The organism is Mycolicibacterium stellerae, from assembly GCF_003719305.1.
Lineage (GTDB): Bacteria > Actinomycetota > Actinomycetes > Mycobacteriales > Mycobacteriaceae > Mycobacterium > Mycobacterium stellerae.
In genome coordinates this window covers 142,369-157,216 of the sequence record NZ_RARC01000006.1, presented here as the reverse complement: position 1 = coordinate 157,216, position 14,848 = coordinate 142,369, and the positions used below count along the sequence as shown (strand labels likewise).

Below are 14,848 nucleotides of genomic sequence, written 5' to 3'. Positions count from 1 at the left end.
CCCCGCCGTCCTTCCTAGTCCTTGGACGCCTGCGCCTCCAGCTCGGCATCGATCGACGCCATGCCGGGCATCGTCAGTCCGCTCTTGCCGCGGGTCACCAGCAGGTAGCCGAGATAGCACGCACCGATGACCACCATCACGATGACGTATGCCCACGCCTGTTTGAAACTCGAGTCCCGGAACAGCGCGAGCTCGAACACCAGCCACACCACGGCAACCACCAGGATCGGGATCTCCCACGCGCCGAGGTTGAACTTGTCGCTCACCGGCAGGGACTTGCGCTTGATCAGGTACAGCACCACCGTCGATGCGTACATCACCGCGGGGAGCAGGGTGGCCGCACCGAACAAGGTGAACAGGGCGGTCTCCGAATGCGAGAAGATCGCCAGGATCAGTTCGGCGAGGACGACATACAGCACGGTGGCCTTCAGCGGCGTGTGGAAGGTCGGCGAAACCTGTTGCCACTGCTGCCAGCCGGGGAAGCGCTCGTCACGCGACATGGCCCAGGTCAACCGCACACCGGTGATCATGATCACCAGTCCGCAGGCGAAGATCGCCAGCACCACCATCAGCAGCAGCAGGGTCGCGACGGCTGAACCGAGGGTGTTGTGGATGACGTCGGCGATCGGGGTGCCGGACTCGGCCAGCGCGACGGGATCGCCCGCGGCGAGTGTGACGGCGACGATGAAGATGAAGCCGAGCACACCGGAGGCGAGTACCGCCTGCCACATCGCCCGCGGCACAACGCGTTCGGGGTCGTTGGTCTCCTCGGCCAGGTTGGCCGCGGACTCGAAGCCGACGATGGTGAAGGCGCCCAGAAGGAACCCGAGCATCCACGGGCCCGCCGTTGTCAGCTCACCGAAGCTCCAGTAGCCCTCCGCGGGCACGGCGCCCGTGCTGACCAGATTCGAGAAGTCCATGTCTCCGCGCACGGCGGCCACGATGAGCAGCAGCACCGTCAGCGCCACCATGCCGATGAGTTCGAGCGAGACGAAGGTGTTGTTCACCCGTTCCGCCCACCGCGTCGAGAACGCCACCAACGCTGCCTGAATCAGCAGCACGACGGCGGTCACCAGCCACGCGATCGTCGCGGTGCCCTCGTAGTTCAGCAGCACCGGGAAGATCGTCGACGCGATCGTGTAGTCCACCGCGACCACCACGATGGCCAGGAACGTGAACGAGATCCAGCCGAGGATCCAGCCAAGCACCGGGTTGGCCAGCCGCGACATCCACTGGTAGTGGTAGCCGGTCACCGGGATTCGCGCGGCGAGTGCGCCGAGGACGAAGGCCACCGCCAACTGGCCGACGGTGGCGATCGGCCACGTCCAGATGCCCATCGGTCCCGACGAGTTCAGAACCGCTCCGTAGGTGGTGAAAATGCCGGTGGCGATGGAGACGAAGGCGAACGCCACTGCGAACGACGCGAATCGTCCGGTGCGCCGCTCCAGGGACTGGTCATAGCCGAATTTTGCCAGGTCAGCGGCATCGCTGGCGGCTGGGGGTTCCGGATTCGTCATCGTTTCCTCCAGTGGTATAGACCATGTGGTCGAACCGTAGTATGGGTGTGACTCAGGCCACCGTCAAGCCCAACGGCGCCCGATTACGAAGTGTTTACAAATCGGTGGCCTATACCAGCTGGTTGACGGACGCGGTTACTCTGCAGAGATGCCCGCCGCCGCCAGGGACCAGGCACCCGCCACCCCGAGATACATCGCGATTGCGGCCCTGGTTCGCGACCGCATCGCCACTGAGCAGTTGGGACCTCACACGTTGCTGCCCTCCGAGCGAGAGCTCGCCGAACAGCACGGTGTCAGTCGCATGACCGCCCGCCAGGCGCTGTCTCTGCTCGAAAGCGAGGGGGTGGTCTACCGCAGGCCGCCCCGCGGCACCTTCGTCGCCGAGCCGCGGGTGCGGTTCCACATCGGCAGCTTCTCGGAGGAGGTGTCCCGGCTGGGGCGCCGCCCGGCCGCGCGCCTGATGTGGGCCGAACACCAACACCCGACGCCCGCGGTCCGGCTGGCACTCGGTCTCGACGACGCCGCAATGGTCAACGTGTTTCATCGGCTGCGCACCGTCGATGACGTCCCGTTCGCGCTGGAGACGACGTTCCTGCCCGCCGATCTCACCCCAGGCATCCTCGACGAACCCGACGACGGGTCGCTGTGGGCGATCCTGCGCAGCCGCTACGGCGTCGACCTGGCTCGCTCGACCGCTGTGCTGGAGTCGATCGTGCTCGACGATGCGTCCAGTTCGCAGCTCGGAGTGCGCGCGGGATCGGCGGGTACCCTGCTGACCCGCTGCACCGAGGACAGCACCGGCCGGTGTGTGGAATACGCCCGCGATGTGTACCGCGCCGACCGCGCCTCGTTCGAGGTGTCCGAACTGCTCGGCGCGCATCGACTCTCGGCCGTCTAGCGGTCGGGACGGCTGCCGTAAGCTGCCTAAACGTGGCATCTCGACGCAGGCTCGGCGTGATGGGCGGGACGTTCGATCCCGTTCACAACGGGCACCTGGTCGCAGCCAGCGAGGTTGCCGACCTGTTCGATCTGGACCAGGTGGTGTTCGTGCCGACCGGCCAGCCGTGGCAGAAGAGCCGCGATGTCACGCCCGCCGAGGACCGCTACCTGATGACCGTCATCGCCACCGCATCCAATCCGCGGTTCTCCGTGAGCCGGGCCGACATCGACCGCGGTGGGCCGACGTACACCCGCGACACCCTGCGTGATCTGCAGGCGTTCAACCCCGACGCCGATCTTTACTTCATCACCGGCGCCGACGCGCTGGCCTCGATCCTGACGTGGCAGGACTGGGAGGAGCTGTTCGCCCTCGCCAAGTTCGTCGGGGTGAGCCGACCCGGCTACGAACTCGACGGCAAGCACATCGAGAAGGCGCTCAAAGAGATGCCGCCCGACGCGCTGACCCTGGTCGAGGTGCCCGCTCTGGCGATCTCGTCGACCGACTGCCGCAAGCGCGCCGAGGTGAACAGGCCGATCTGGTATCTGGTGCCCGACGGTGTCGTGCAGTACGTGTCCAAGCGAGGCCTCTACCGTACGCAGGTACTTGCCGCACAGGAGCATTCGCGGTGACCGCCTCCGATGAAGCCATCGCGATGGCGACGGTGGCCGCGCGGGCGGCGTCGTCGAAACTCGCCGAAGACGTCGTCGTCATCGACGTGTCCGGCCAGCTGGTGATCACCGATTGCTTCGTGATCGCGTCGGCGTCCAACGAACGTCAGGTCAACGCGATCGTCGACGAGGTGGAGGAGAAGATGCGGCTGGCCGGTTACAAGCCGGCACGCAGGGAGGGCGCCCGCGAAGGACGCTGGACCCTGTTGGATTTCGTCGACATCGTGGTGCACATCCAGCATCAGGACGAGCGCAACTTCTATGCGCTGGACCGGTTGTGGCGGGACTGCCCGATCGTCCCCGTCGACCTCGACGGGGAGGCGCCGTGACGATCCGCCGCCTGGTGATGCTGCGACACGGGCAGACCGAGTTCAATGCGGGAAACCGCATGCAGGGCCAACTCGACACCGATCTCAGCGACCTCGGCCGGGATCAGGCCGCCGCCGTCGCGGAGGTGCTGGCCAAACGGCAACCGCTGCTGATCGTCTCCTCCGACCTTCGTCGTGCGCTCGACACCGCGGAATCCCTCGGGGAGCGGTCCGGTCTGCCCGTGGAGGTGGACGCCCGGCTCCGCGAGACACACCTCGGCGACTGGCAGGGTTTGACTCATATCGAGGTCGACGCAGCGGCGCCGGGAGCGCGCATCGCGTGGCGCAACGACGCGACGTGGGCGCCGCACGGTGGGGAGAGCCGAGTCGACGTTGCGGCGCGGGGCGTGCCGATGATCAAGGAACTTGTCTGCGATCAAACCGAGTGGGGGACAGACGAACCCGAACGGCCGGTGGTGCTGGTTGCACACGGCGGGCTGATCGCCGCGCTGACGGCGGCGCTGCTGAAACTACCGGTGGACAACTGGCCGGCGCTTGGCGGCATGGGTAACGCCAGCTGGGTGCAGCTGTCGGGGCATTCCGACGACGACGCGGACTTCGACGATATCCGGTGGCGCCTCGATGTGTGGAACGCCTCGGCCCAGGTCGCCAACGATGTCCTCTGACACCAACCAATCCCCGAGCCGCTCCGCCCCAGCCCGCCGGCGGACACTTCTCGTTTTCTGCGACTCCCTCTCGTATTACGGGCCGACCGGCGGCGTGCCTGCCGACGATCCGCGGATCTGGCCCAATATCGTTGCTGCACATCTTGATTGGGACGTCGAGCTCATCGGCCGGATCGGCTGGACCTGCCGCGATGTGTGGTGGGCGGCGACGCAGGATCCGCGCGCCTGGGCGGCCCTGCCCCGTGCTGGAGCCGTTATCTTCGCGACCAGCGGGATGGACTCGCTGCCATCGCCATTGCCGACAGCGTTGCGTGAGCTGATCCGCTACGTGCGTCCGTCGTGGCTTCGCCGCTGGGTACGTGATGGCTACAGTTGGGCACAGCCAAGGTTGTCTCCGATCGCACGTGCGGCGCTGCCGCCGCACGTCTCCGTCGAATATCTCGAACTGACCCGCGGTGCAATCGATTTCAACCGACCCGGTATTCCCATCGTCGCGTCATTGCCCTCGGTGCATGTCGCCGAGACGTACGGCAAGGCCCACCATGGAAGGCCGGGCACGGTGAAAGCGATCACCGAATGGGCAGCGCAACACGATGTACCGGTGGTCGACCTGAAAGCTGCGGTCGCCGAGCACATCATGAGCGGTAGAGGAAATCCCGACGGCATCCACTGGAATTTCGAGGCACATCAAGCGGTTGCCGAACTGATGCTCAAGGGCCTGCAGGAAGCCGGCGTTGTGCAGGAGGACGCTTCCTAGCATGGCAGTCGTCGTGGTCACCGACTCGTCCTCGCGTCTGCAGCCCGAGGACCTCGAGCGCTGCGGTATACGGCAGGTACCGCTACACATCCTGCTGGACGGCAAGAATTTCCGCGACGGCGATGACGATGTGCCTGCCGATGTCCACCTGCGCCACGCCACCACGGCGGGCGCTACGCCTGCCGAACTCGCCGATGCCTACCGTGAAGCGCTGACGCACAGCGGCGGCGACGGGGTGGTGGCCGTGCACATATCGGCCGCGCTGTCGAGCACCTACAGTTCTGCGGTGTCGGTGGCGCGCGAGTTCGGTCCCTCGGTGCGCGTCGTCAACTCCAGGTCGGCCGCGATGGGAGTGGGGTTCGTCGCCTTGGCGGCCGCGCAGCAGGCCGCCGCCGGTGCAGACCTGAATGCCGTTGAGGCCGCGGCTCGTTCGGCCGTTCCGCGCGTCCACGCGTTCATCGTCGTGCACCGGCTCGACAATCTGCGGCGCAGCGGCAGAATTCGCAGGGGAGCGTCACTGTTGGGTTCCGCCTTGTCGCTGAAGCCATTGTTGTGCCTCGACGTCGACGGCAGGTTGGTGCTTGCCCAGCGGATCCGCACCGCCACAAAGGCACATGCGGCGATGATCGACCAGGTAGTCGAGATGGTCGGCGACGGAAGTGCCAAGATCGCCGTCCACCACGTCGACAACCGTGACACCGCCGATGACGTCGCCAAGACGTTGACGGAGCGGCTCCCGCAGATCGCCCCTCCCACCGTCACCGACATGGGTCCCGTGCTCGCGGTACACGTCGGGGCTGGCGCGATCGGCGTCTGCGTCGGACTCGACGACTAATGCCCTGGCTGGATCTTGCCCGCAGTGAACGGGAAGACTTCGCCGCGTTTCTCGAGTCGCTGTCGCCGGAGCAATGGGAGGCGGCGACGCTGTGTGAGCGGTGGAATGTCCGCGAGGTCGTCGCGCATGCAATCAGCTTCGACGAACTGCACGGCGGCGCGTTGGTTCGCCGATTCCTCAAGGGTTGGCTCAGTGTTGACCGGATCAACCAGGTTGGGGTCGACGACTACGCCGACCACACTGCGGGCGAGCTGATCGCGCTGATCAGGACGCACGCTGAACCGCGTGGGTTGACGGCGGGTTTCGGCGGACGGATCGCGCTCACCGACAACATGATCCATCAGCAGGACATCCGCAGGCCGCTGCATCTACCCCGCACGATCGATGATCGGCGACTTCGCGTTGCGCTGGACTTCGCACTCACCGCGCCGACCATCCGCGGCGCGCGGCGCACGAAGCGCCTTCACCTCGTCGCGACCGACCTCGACTGGTCTCACGGCGAAGGTCCCGAGGTAGAGGGTCCCGGCGAGGCATTGCTGATGGCGATGGCGGGCCGCCGTGACGCGCTGAGGGATCTCAGCGGCCCGGGAAAGGCTGAACTCGGCGCACGGATGTGACGAGGTGGCCGCCCCGAAACCACGCTGCTGACAGCACCTGAGTCACATGCAGGGTCGCTTCACACCCTCGAGTCTGCTGACAGATCGTGCGTTCGTCGCTGATCGCGATCTCTCTGCAGTCTCGCGGGTGGTGATGGCGGAGTCGACGGAGTGGTGATCTAGCTAGCCGGCGAACCGCCCGGTGACCGGCGGCAGATCCTTCAACGTCATGATTCCCGGTGCCGCCGCGACGACGGCCGGTACGGCATTGGTCACCGGCAGGGCGGTATAGATCATCCCGAGACCCATGAAGCCGGGTTCGGTCCATTCCTTGGGTGGCAGGCAGTGCAGCACGGTGCGCATATTGGGCAGCCCGAAAACCTGGATGACGTGCCCGTGCTCGAGCGGTTTGGGAGGCGTCACATGATCGCCCATGATCCAGTTGAATCCGACACTCACGACGTTCCTGTCGCCGACCCAGCCGCGGTGGTAACCCATCACACCGCCCACGGTGTCCTTCGGGATCTGCATGAACCCGAGATCGGTGTCGCCGGTGGCCGGGGTGAAAGTGACGTCGAACGTCATCCGATCGAGCTTGGCCCCGATCGCGTCGGCCATCATCGCCGCGGACTCGGCGAAGACCTCGCTTTCCCTTCGCACGCTTTCGGCAAGGCCCGGAGTGTCCGGGCCCTGCGAGAAGCCCATGGCGGTCTGCGTGCCCGCCGACTCGTAGGTGGAACAATCGACCGACTCGGTGATCCGGATCTCGTCCACCCGCTCACATGATCCGCTGAGCACCATGCCGACCATGTTGGTCATGCCCGGATGTGCGCCGCTGCCGAATATCGTCGAATCGCCCTTCTCGCAGGCCTTTCGGATCCGGTCCAAATCCTCGGGCGTCTGCTTGCCGCCGGTGATCCACGCTGCGCTGGAGCAGACGTTGACACCGGCCTCCAGTAGCCGGGTCAGCTCGTCGATGTTCGGCCACAGCGGGTTATAGCAGCAGGCGTCAGGCTTCAATGCGATCAACGCGTCGATGTCGTTGGTCGCCGCCACCCCGGTGGGCTCGGGCCAGCCGGCCAGTTCGGCCGCATCCACTCCGACCTTGTCTGCGCCGTGTGCGTAGACGCCGACCAGTTCCATGTCGGGCCTGCCGATGATGGCGTGTAGCGAACGCTTTCCGATGTTTCCCGTCGTCCACTGAATCACTTTCAGCGGTCGGTCGGCAACCATACGTGGCTCCTCGTGTGGCGTATTCGTAGCGGATCACCTGTGGTCACTATGTATACGCGAGGACGCGCTCGGCGAGCCGCGACACCGGGGTGCTGGCATGATCTGGTCGATGCAGCACTTCCTGCCTGCGACCCCGTCGACGGTGCACTGGGGCTACTTCGACCCCCGGCTGGCGCCGACGTTGACCGTGGCGCCGGGGGACCTCGTCGCGATCGAGACGCTCACCCATCACGCGGGTGACGCACCCGATCTCTTGATGGACAAGGGCATCTCCGAGGTGTTCGACGCGGTGTCGGACCGTGGACCGGGGCCGCACCTTCTCACCGGACCCATCGCGGTCGAGGGTGCCAAGCCCGGCGATCTGTTGCAGGTCGACATCCTCGAAGCAGTCCCGCGGCTGCCCTACGGATCGAACCTCGCCGCGCATTGGGGGCACCTCTACTCCGAGTTCGCCACCGAGCGGGTCACGGTGTACGAGCTCGACACCAACGCCATGCTCGGCCGTGCGCTGTTCGGTTACGACTGGACCGTCACACCGCTGGCAGACGCTGCGGGCACGATCGTTTCGCCCGATCCGGCCGCGCGCGCACCTGCGCTGCCCGGAGTCGTCGTGCCGCTGCGACCGCACTTCGGCACCATGGGCGTAGCGCCCGCCGAGCCGCAGCGGGTGTCGTCGGTGCCGCCCGGCGACCACGGCGGAAACGTCGACAACTGGCGCATCGGCGCGGGCGGCCGCATGTACTACCCGGTGCAGGTGCCGGGTGGGTTGCTGTCGGTCGGCGATCCGCACGTCTCGCAGGGCGACGGGGAGATCAGCGGGACTGCACTGGAGTCATCGCTGAACGGGTTGTTGCGCTTGACGATTCGCCGTGATCTCCCGTTCACGGTACCCGTGCTGGAGACCGCGACCGAACTTCTCGTCCACGGTTTCGGCGACTCGTTGGACGAGGCGATGAGGTCCGCGGCGCTGCGTACCCTCGACGTCCTGGTCGACCATTTCGGTCAAAGTCGCGCGGACGCCTACTCATTCATGTCTGTGGCCGTCGACTTCACGGTCACCCAGGTGGTCGACCAACGCCAGGGTGTGCATGCGCGCATCGACAAACGATGTTTCCCACACTGGCCGGGGTGACCGAGTTGACCGGCGGAATTCGCGCATTCACCTTCACCCCGCGCGACGGTGTCCCCCCGGCCGTCGCACCTTTCGCTCACGCCACGGCCGCCGGTCCAACGCTGTATGTGACCGGGCAGATGCCCACCGATGTGACCGGCACCGTCGTCGGCGACGAGGTGGCGACCCAGACGGATCAGGTCCTTGGCAACCTGTTGCGTGTCACCCAACTGTGCGGCGGGGGACTGGCCGACGTCGTCTCGGTGCGCGCCTTCCTGATCGACTGGAACGACTACGACGCCTTCAACGCCGCCTACGCGCACTGGTTCCCCGACCGGCTGCCGAGCCGCACGTGTGTGGGCACCACGGGTCTTGCGGTCGGTGCGCTCGTCGAAATCGATTGGGTGTGTTGGCGAAACGACGGTTGGGGCCTATAGCGGGGCTCGCTTGGTCGGCATCGCCTCGTCGAGCGCGGCGGTGGTGGCGAGGTGCTCGGCGAGGACGAGTGACTCGAGGGCCGTCGTCCACGACTCGTAGTACGGGCGATCCGGCTGCTCGGCGATGCTGGCCATCAGGCGATGTCGAAACGCATCCCATGGCAGGCCCAGCCGCTCGACCACAGCGACCGCGATGGCCAACGAGCGAGCCTGCCACGGTGCGTCGAAGACGAGTTCGCCGTTGTCGCGGGGCAGCGACTCGTCGTCGAACGGGGTGGCCGTCACAGCCGCTGCACCCCGATCATGGAATCGCGCGTGACGAGGGCCGCGAGTTGCTCCTCGGACAGGTCGTCGGTGCCCGCCGGTCGCATCGGGAGTACCAGGTACCGCGCCTCCGCACTGGAATCCCATACCCGGACTTCGACGTCGTCGGCGATGACGGTGCCCATCTCGGCGAGCAGCTTGCGGGGCTCCCGCACCGCACGCGAACGGTAGGCGGGCGCTTTGTACCACTTCGGTGGCAGGCCGAGCGTCGGCCACGGGTAGCACGAGCACAGCGTGCAGACGACCAGGTTGTGAACCGTCGGGGTGTTCTCCACCACGACCATGTATTCGCCCTCGGGCCCGCTGAAGCCGAATTCGGCGATGGCCGCCGTGCCGTCTGCCAACAACCGCGCCCTGAATTCGGGATCTGTCCACGCCCGGGCGACGACCCTGGCACCGTTCATGGGTCCGAGGGTGTCCTCGAAACGCGCGACGATCTGGTCCACCGCGTCGACGTCCAGAATTCCCTTTTCGATGAGCACAGATTCGATGGCTGCTACTCGCGCCTGCACGGGTGCGATCGCTTCGGGATGGTGATGGTCTGGCATCACGCCTCCTGCAGATATCGCTCGAACAAGTCGATATGCACGACGTCGCCGTCTGTGCCGGCCTCGCCCCACAGTTCGCGGGACGTGAAGCGCACCGAATACAGGGGATCGGTGACCGAACCGCCGCCGTGCGCCTCGATATCGTCGAATTCGGCTGCCTCGTCGACGCGCACGATGGTTCCGCGCCTGCCCTGGACGTAGCGGGGCGCGCGGGTGTGGCCATGGGGGTGTCGCTCTCGTACCCGCACCGTGTCGCCGATCGCGAAACTCGGGGTGGTCCTGGACGCGAGGTCGGCAGGCAGTACGCCGCGGTCGGGCCGTGACAGCGGGAACTGCCCGCCCGCGCGGCGATCGAGTTCTTCGCGCGTGGTCATGCCCGCTTCCACCACGAGCGTGGTGACGCCGGTAAGCCAGTGTTCGTAGTAGGGCGATGACAGGTAGTGCGCGGGATCCATCCGCTCGATCGAATGCCGGAATTTGCCGCCGGGGCCGCCGAGCGAACCGATCGCCCCGATCATCAGTCGAAAGGTGCGCCGTTCCCACTCCTCGGCGAACATCGGCTCGCTTTCGGTGTGCTCGATCGGGCCGAAACCGTCCAGCCCACCAAGGTCGTGCACACCGTCCACGTCGGGATCATACGAATTTCTGCCCCGACACCGATCCACTTCCCCCAATCGGGGGACAGACGGTTCAACCGGTCCGAGGGCTGGTTGGCCGACATACATCACCTCGTCGCTGGGACATAGTTATCTCATCGCCGGAAGAAATCGGCAGGAGAGCTGAAAAGCCAACCAACACAAGGAGATTCGAAATGACCACCACCATCGCCCGCAGCTTCACCCGCTACATCGCCCTCCCGGTCGTCTCGGCAGGCATCCTCGGCGGCGCCGCCCTCGGCCTGGCAGGCATGGCCAACGCCACGACCACGGTCACCCAGAACGGCCCCAACGCCTCGATCGTCACCTCACCGGACACCTACGCCAAGCCGGCGCCGACCGCGATCCCCGGCTGGTACCACCACCACGGCATCGGCCGTCTGGCGATGTTCAACCAGTAAGCGACAACCGAGTAGATCCACCCGCCAATTGAGGCCCTCCCCGGCAGCGGTCAACTCCGGGGAGGGCCTCCCTCGTTACTGGGAATGCTCCACAGAGCGGACTTCATCCACAGTCGTCGGCTATCGGGGTCTCGGCAGGCGGTTACGGTCACGCGCCGGACCTACCGTCGGGCATATGGGAACCGAACTGCCCACCGAACGTCTTCAGCGCAGGCTCTGCGCAGAGGCCGAGGCGGAATCCGGGTCGAACGACGACGGCAATTCCGATGCCGCACTGTCGCGTTGGCTGCCCGACGCAGGTGCCGGGGCACAGCCAGGGTGGCTCGCGGCCGCCCGTGCAGACCCCGGCCGCGCCGGTGCCATCGCGTTGGGCGTCGTCGGAGTGATCGCCGTGTTGGTGACCATCTTCACGCTGCTCCGGGACAACACCCCGCCGGTGACATCGGCGAAACTGCCACCGGTGGAGATGGTTTCAACGGCACAGCCCACTCCGTCGACGCCTGCCCCCGAGGGGCCGGTCGTCGTGAGCGTCGTCGGGCTTGTGCACAAGCCGGGTCTGGTGACTTTGTCGTCGGGGGCACGCATCGCCGACGCGCTCAGCGCCGCGGGTGGCGCGCTCGACGGCGCCGATCTGATCGGCCTGAACATGGCTCGTCGCCTCGCCGACGGCGAGCAGATCATCGTCGGCATCGCAGCGCCTCCTGGGGAACCAACGACCATGGGCAGTTCGGTGGCGACGCAGCCGACGGGATCCGCATCGGCGAGCGGCCGGGAGCAGGCCGCAAGCGAGTCGGCGGCCGGCGCTCCGGTCGACCTCAACACCGCGACCGAAGAGCAGCTCGACGCGCTGCCGGGTGTCGGACCGGTGACCGCGGCGGCCATCATCGCGTGGCGTGACGCCAACGGGTCGTTCGCCAGCGTCGACCAGCTTGCCGACGTGGACGGTATCGGGCCTGCCCGCCTCGAGAAGCTGCGTGCCCAGGTTCATGTGTGAGCGTCGCGGACGGTCGCGAGGTCCGCCTGGATCTGCGTCTTGTTCCTGCGGCGCTGACGAGCTGGGCGGTCACGGCCGCTGGGATTCTGTGGTCGATCAGCGGTGTCATCGCGCTGCTGTCGGCGGCGATCGCCGCCGCGAGTGTGACGGCGTGGTGGGGCGGCAGACATCGTGCGCCGCATGATGGCGCGCGAATGACGGCGGCGGCCGTGGTCGCGATCGCGTTGATAGGGCTTGGCTTCGCCGTCGCGGTGCAGCTGCGCGTTGAGCAGGTCCAGGGCCATCCGCTCGTGGACCGTTACGGTGACGCCACCGCCGTCATCGTCACGTCAAGCGAAACGCCGAGGATGCTGGGCGGCGGAAGGTTGATGTTTCGCGGGTCTCTGCGATACGTCGCCGGTGACGAAATGTCGGGCCGGGTAGTGGTTTTCGCGTCGGTGGCCGGATTCGCCGAGCTGACAGCGGGCCAGCCCGCCGCTTTCACGGCCCGGATCTCCAGGCCGACTCGACGCGATCTCACGGTCGCCGTGCTTTCGGCAACCGGAGAACCGACGATGGGGGAGGCCGCGCCGATCCAGCGGGCGGGGCAACGGGTACGCAGTGCGTTCGCCACCGCGGCACGCGATGCCTTGCCCGCCGATCAGGCGGCGATGCTTCCTGCCCTCGTCCTCGGTGACACCTCGGCACTGTCGGCCGACACCACCGCGCATTTTCGTGCCGCGGGGTTGACGCACCTCACGGCGGTGTCGGGCGCGAACGTGACGATCGTCTGCGGCGCGGTGCTGCTGGTGGCGGTCTTCGTCGGCCCTCGAACAGCGGTCGTGTTGGCCGGCGCCGCCTTGGTGGCGTTCGTCATCGTCGTGCAACCGTCGGCGAGCGTGTTGCGCGCCGCGGTGATGGCGGCCATCACGCTGCTGGCCGTCGTGACACACCGCCGCAGACAGGCGATCCCGGTGCTGGCGGCGGCGGTCATCGCGTTGATGATCGCGGCCCCCGAACTCGCCGTCGACGTCGGCTTCGCCCTTTCGGTGTCGGCGACAGCTGCCCTTGTGGTGATCGCACCAGGATGGTCGCGACGGCTGGTCGCCCGCGGCTGGCCCAAGCCGTTGGCCGACGCGGTGAGCGTCGCCGTCGCCGCACAGCTGGTGACGGCGCCGCTGGTGGCGGCCATTTCGGGCAGGTTGAGCGTGGTCGCGGCGCTGGCCAACCTCGCGGTGGCCGCCGTGATCGCCCCGATCACCGTCATCGGTACCGCGGCGGCCGCGCTGTCGGTGTTGTGGCCTGCGGGTGCGGATCTTCTGATCAGGTTCACCGGACCCGAGCTGTGGTGGCTGTTGAACGTGGCGCGATGGGCGGCGGGCATCCCCGGCGCTTCTGTGCCCGTGCCAGCAGGGCTGCCCGGTGCACTGACCGTCGGAGCCGCGGCCACCGCGGCGGTCATGCTGTGGCGGTGGTGCCGGAGGCGGCTGTCGGCGCGGCATGACACGATCGGGGCATGAGCCACGCTTGCGGGGGCGGTGCATGAGCGAACCGGTCCCCCGATTGCATCTTGTGCTGGGGGACGAGGAGTTTCTGGTCGAGCGTGCGGTCGCCGCTGTCCTGCGCGCCGCGCGCAAGCAGGCGGGTACCGACGACGTCCCGGTGAACCGCATGCGTGCCGGCGAGGTCAGCACGGCCGAACTCGCCGAGCTGCTCAGCCCCTCGTTGTTCGCCGATGAGCGGGTGGTGGTGCTGGAGTCCGCCGCCGAAGCGGGCAAGGAGGCGGTGGCCCTCATCGAGAGCGCGGCCGCCGACCTACCGGATGGCACCCTGCTCGTCGTCGTGCATTCGGGCGGAGGGCGCGCCAAGGCGCTGGCCGGGAAGTTGAAGGACCTCGGCGCGAAGGTTCATCCGTGTGCCCGCATCGCCAAAGCCGCCGAGCGCGCCGAGTTCGTCCGCGGCGAGTTCCGCGCCTTGAAGGTCAAGGTCTCCGATGACACCGTGACGGCCCTGCTTGACGCGGTGGGATCCGACATCCGCGAGCTCGCATCGGTCTGCTCGCAGCTGGTGGCCGATACCGACGGCACGGTGGACGCGGTCGCGGTGCGCCGCTATTACAGCGGCAAGGCGGAGGTGAAGGGCTTCGACATCGCCGACAAGGCGGTGGTCGGCGATGTCGCAGGCGCTGCCGAGGCGTTGCGCTGGGCGATGATGAGCGGCGAGCCCCATGTCGTGCTCGCCGATGCGCTCGCCGAGGCGGTGCACACGATCGCTCGGGTCGGGCCGCTGTCAGGTGACCATTACCGGCTGGCCTCCGAATTGGGCATGCCGCCGTGGCGGGTGCAGAAGGCACAGCGGCAGTCGCGACGCTGGTCGCGGGAATCGGTCGGGAAGGCGATGCAGTTGGTCGCGGCGCTCAACGCCGACGTGAAGGGCGCGGCGGCAGACGCCGACTATGCGTTGGAAGCGGCGGTGCGGAAAGTGGCGGAACTGGTCGCCGACCGGGACTGATCCCCAGTCGAATCAGAGCTTGTTGAAGGCGCGCGACAGCGCCGACTTCTTGTTCGCCGCCTGGTTCTTGTGGATGACGCCCTTGCTGGCGGCCTTGTCCAGCTTGCGGTTGGTCGACTCGAGCAACTCGGCGGCCTTTTCCTTCTCGCCCGCCTCGGCAGCCTCACGGAACGAGCGGACGGCCGTGCGCAGTGAGGACTTCACTGACTGGTTGCGCAGTCGGGCAAGCTCGTTGGTGCGGTTGCGCTTTACCTTCGACTTGATGTTGGCCACGCGCTAGTTCCTTCGTAAATCTTCGTTGGGGTTGGGCAAAGTCTGGCGCCCGTCGCACGGGCAGCGAGTGTTCA

At 67.0% G+C, this 14,848-nt stretch carries 19 protein-coding genes; 13 read left to right on the top strand and 6 right to left on the bottom strand.

The window, feature by feature from the left end; genetic code table 11:
• Positions 1-14: 14 nt before the first annotated feature.
• Complete coding sequence (locus D6M19_RS10830; protein WP_123025197.1) at positions 15-1,517, bottom strand: amino acid permease; 1,503 nt, start codon at positions 1,515-1,517, stop codon at positions 15-17.
• A 148-nt stretch (positions 1,518-1,665) separates the two neighbouring features.
• On the opposite strand from D6M19_RS10830, the gene D6M19_RS10825 reads away from it, so the two are divergent.
• The 7 genes from D6M19_RS10825 to D6M19_RS10795 are packed head-to-tail and all read left to right on the top strand — an operon-like array spanning position 1,666 to position 6,328.
• Positions 1,666-2,415, top strand: a complete 750-nt coding sequence (locus tag D6M19_RS10825; protein ID WP_123025196.1) for a GntR family transcriptional regulator — start codon at positions 1,666-1,668, stop codon at positions 2,413-2,415.
• A 32-nt stretch (positions 2,416-2,447) separates the two neighbouring features.
• Positions 2,448-3,086 (top strand): nicotinate-nucleotide adenylyltransferase, encoded by a 639-nt coding sequence (gene nadD / locus D6M19_RS10820; protein ID WP_123025195.1) that lies wholly within the window; start codon positions 2,448-2,450, stop codon positions 3,084-3,086.
• Positions 3,083-3,454, top strand: coding sequence for a ribosome silencing factor (rsfS, locus tag D6M19_RS10815; protein WP_123025194.1), 372 nt, complete (start codon positions 3,083-3,085; stop codon positions 3,452-3,454). Before nadD ends, rsfS begins: the two co-directional genes overlap by 4 nt.
• Complete coding sequence (gene gpgP / locus D6M19_RS10810; protein ID WP_123025193.1) at positions 3,451-4,119, top strand: glucosyl-3-phosphoglycerate phosphatase; 669 nt, start codon at positions 3,451-3,453, stop codon at positions 4,117-4,119. Before rsfS ends, gpgP begins: the two co-directional genes overlap by 4 nt.
• Positions 4,109-4,876 (top strand): diglucosylglycerate octanoyltransferase, encoded by a 768-nt coding sequence (gene octT / locus D6M19_RS10805; protein ID WP_123025192.1) that lies wholly within the window; start codon positions 4,109-4,111, stop codon positions 4,874-4,876. The genes gpgP and octT overlap by 11 nt, the downstream gene beginning before the upstream one ends.
• Before the next feature lies 1 nt (position 4,877).
• Positions 4,878-5,711, top strand: coding sequence for a DegV family protein (locus D6M19_RS10800; RefSeq protein ID WP_123025191.1), 834 nt, complete (start codon positions 4,878-4,880; stop codon positions 5,709-5,711).
• Positions 5,711-6,328 carry a maleylpyruvate isomerase family mycothiol-dependent enzyme gene (locus D6M19_RS10795; RefSeq protein WP_123025190.1) on the top strand — a complete coding sequence of 206 codons (618 nt, stop codon included), beginning with the start codon at positions 5,711-5,713 and terminating at the stop codon, positions 6,326-6,328. The genes D6M19_RS10800 and D6M19_RS10795 overlap by 1 nt, the downstream gene beginning before the upstream one ends.
• A gap of 162 nt (positions 6,329-6,490) precedes the next feature.
• On the opposite strand, the gene D6M19_RS10790 is transcribed toward D6M19_RS10795, so the two are convergent.
• Positions 6,491-7,540, bottom strand: a complete 1,050-nt coding sequence (locus D6M19_RS10790; protein WP_123025189.1) for an NAD(P)H-dependent amine dehydrogenase family protein — start codon at positions 7,538-7,540, stop codon at positions 6,491-6,493.
• Positions 7,541-7,637: 97 nt separating this feature from the next.
• Here D6M19_RS10790 and D6M19_RS10785 point away from each other — a divergent pair, with 97 nt between their 5' ends.
• Entirely contained in the window at positions 7,638-8,672 is a 1,035-nt protein-coding gene (locus D6M19_RS10785; protein ID WP_123025188.1) for an acetamidase/formamidase family protein, read from the top strand.
• Between the two features lie 5 nt (positions 8,673-8,677).
• Positions 8,678-9,088 (top strand): RidA family protein, encoded by a 411-nt coding sequence (locus tag D6M19_RS10780; protein ID WP_234834810.1) that lies wholly within the window; start codon positions 8,678-8,680, stop codon positions 9,086-9,088.
• Here D6M19_RS10780 and D6M19_RS10775 read toward each other — a convergent pair.
• The 3 genes from D6M19_RS10775 to nthB are packed head-to-tail and all read right to left on the bottom strand — an operon-like array spanning position 9,083 to position 10,586.
• The gene (locus D6M19_RS10775; protein WP_123025186.1) at positions 9,083-9,373 is read right to left on the bottom strand and encodes a nitrile hydratase accessory protein; all 291 of its coding nucleotides are present in this window, start codon (positions 9,371-9,373) and stop codon (positions 9,083-9,085) included. The two genes, D6M19_RS10780 and D6M19_RS10775, sit on opposite strands and share 6 nt — an antisense overlap.
• Positions 9,370-9,960: a nitrile hydratase subunit alpha gene (nthA, locus tag D6M19_RS10770; protein WP_123025185.1), complete on the bottom strand. Its 591-nt coding sequence runs from the start codon at positions 9,958-9,960 to the stop codon at positions 9,370-9,372. The genes D6M19_RS10775 and nthA overlap by 4 nt, the downstream gene beginning before the upstream one ends.
• Positions 9,960-10,586, bottom strand: coding sequence for a nitrile hydratase subunit beta (nthB, locus tag D6M19_RS10765; protein ID WP_123025184.1), 627 nt, complete (start codon positions 10,584-10,586; stop codon positions 9,960-9,962). Before nthB ends, nthA begins: the two co-directional genes overlap by 1 nt.
• 185 nt (positions 10,587-10,771) lie before the next feature.
• On the opposite strand from nthB, the gene D6M19_RS10760 reads away from it, so the two are divergent.
• From D6M19_RS10760 to holA, 4 genes are all read left to right on the top strand, one after another.
• Entirely contained in the window at positions 10,772-11,017 is a 246-nt protein-coding gene (locus D6M19_RS10760) for a hypothetical protein (RefSeq protein ID WP_123025183.1), read from the top strand.
• Between the two features lie 175 nt (positions 11,018-11,192).
• Positions 11,193-12,011 carry a ComEA family DNA-binding protein gene (locus tag D6M19_RS10755; protein WP_123025182.1) on the top strand — a complete coding sequence of 273 codons (819 nt, stop codon included), beginning with the start codon at positions 11,193-11,195 and terminating at the stop codon, positions 12,009-12,011.
• Entirely contained in the window at positions 12,008-13,510 is a 1,503-nt protein-coding gene (locus D6M19_RS10750) for a ComEC/Rec2 family competence protein (RefSeq protein ID WP_234834806.1), read from the top strand. Before D6M19_RS10755 ends, D6M19_RS10750 begins: the two co-directional genes overlap by 4 nt.
• 22 nt (positions 13,511-13,532) lie before the next feature.
• Complete coding sequence (holA, locus tag D6M19_RS10745) at positions 13,533-14,501, top strand: DNA polymerase III subunit delta (RefSeq protein ID WP_123025181.1); 969 nt, start codon at positions 13,533-13,535, stop codon at positions 14,499-14,501.
• 12 nt (positions 14,502-14,513) lie between these two features.
• Here holA and rpsT read toward each other — a convergent pair whose 3' ends face one another.
• Positions 14,514-14,774, bottom strand: a complete 261-nt coding sequence (gene rpsT, locus D6M19_RS10740; protein ID WP_123025180.1) for a 30S ribosomal protein S20 — start codon at positions 14,772-14,774, stop codon at positions 14,514-14,516.
• Between the last annotated feature and the right edge of the window lie 74 nt (positions 14,775-14,848).

Coding starts and splice junctions, on each gene's coding strand:
- D6M19_RS10830 (WP_123025197.1), bottom strand. CDS start 1,517: ATGACGAATCCGGAACCCCCAGCCGCCAGCGATGCCGCTGACCTGGCA.
- D6M19_RS10825 (WP_123025196.1), top strand. CDS start 1,666: ATGCCCGCCGCCGCCAGGGACCAGGCACCCGCCACCCCGAGATACATC.
- octT (WP_123025192.1), top strand. CDS start 4,109: ATGTCCTCTGACACCAACCAATCCCCGAGCCGCTCCGCCCCAGCCCGC.
- D6M19_RS10800 (WP_123025191.1), top strand. CDS start 4,878: ATGGCAGTCGTCGTGGTCACCGACTCGTCCTCGCGTCTGCAGCCCGAG.
- D6M19_RS10795 (WP_123025190.1), top strand. CDS start 5,711: ATGCCCTGGCTGGATCTTGCCCGCAGTGAACGGGAAGACTTCGCCGCG.
- D6M19_RS10790 (WP_123025189.1), bottom strand. CDS start 7,540: ATGGTTGCCGACCGACCGCTGAAAGTGATTCAGTGGACGACGGGAAAC.
- D6M19_RS10785 (WP_123025188.1), top strand. CDS start 7,638: ATGATCTGGTCGATGCAGCACTTCCTGCCTGCGACCCCGTCGACGGTG.
- nthA (WP_123025185.1), bottom strand. CDS start 9,960: ATGCCAGACCATCACCATCCCGAAGCGATCGCACCCGTGCAGGCGCGA.
- D6M19_RS10760 (WP_123025183.1), top strand. CDS start 10,772: ATGACCACCACCATCGCCCGCAGCTTCACCCGCTACATCGCCCTCCCG.
- D6M19_RS10755 (WP_123025182.1), top strand. CDS start 11,193: ATGGGAACCGAACTGCCCACCGAACGTCTTCAGCGCAGGCTCTGCGCA.
- holA (WP_123025181.1), top strand. CDS start 13,533: ATGAGCGAACCGGTCCCCCGATTGCATCTTGTGCTGGGGGACGAGGAG.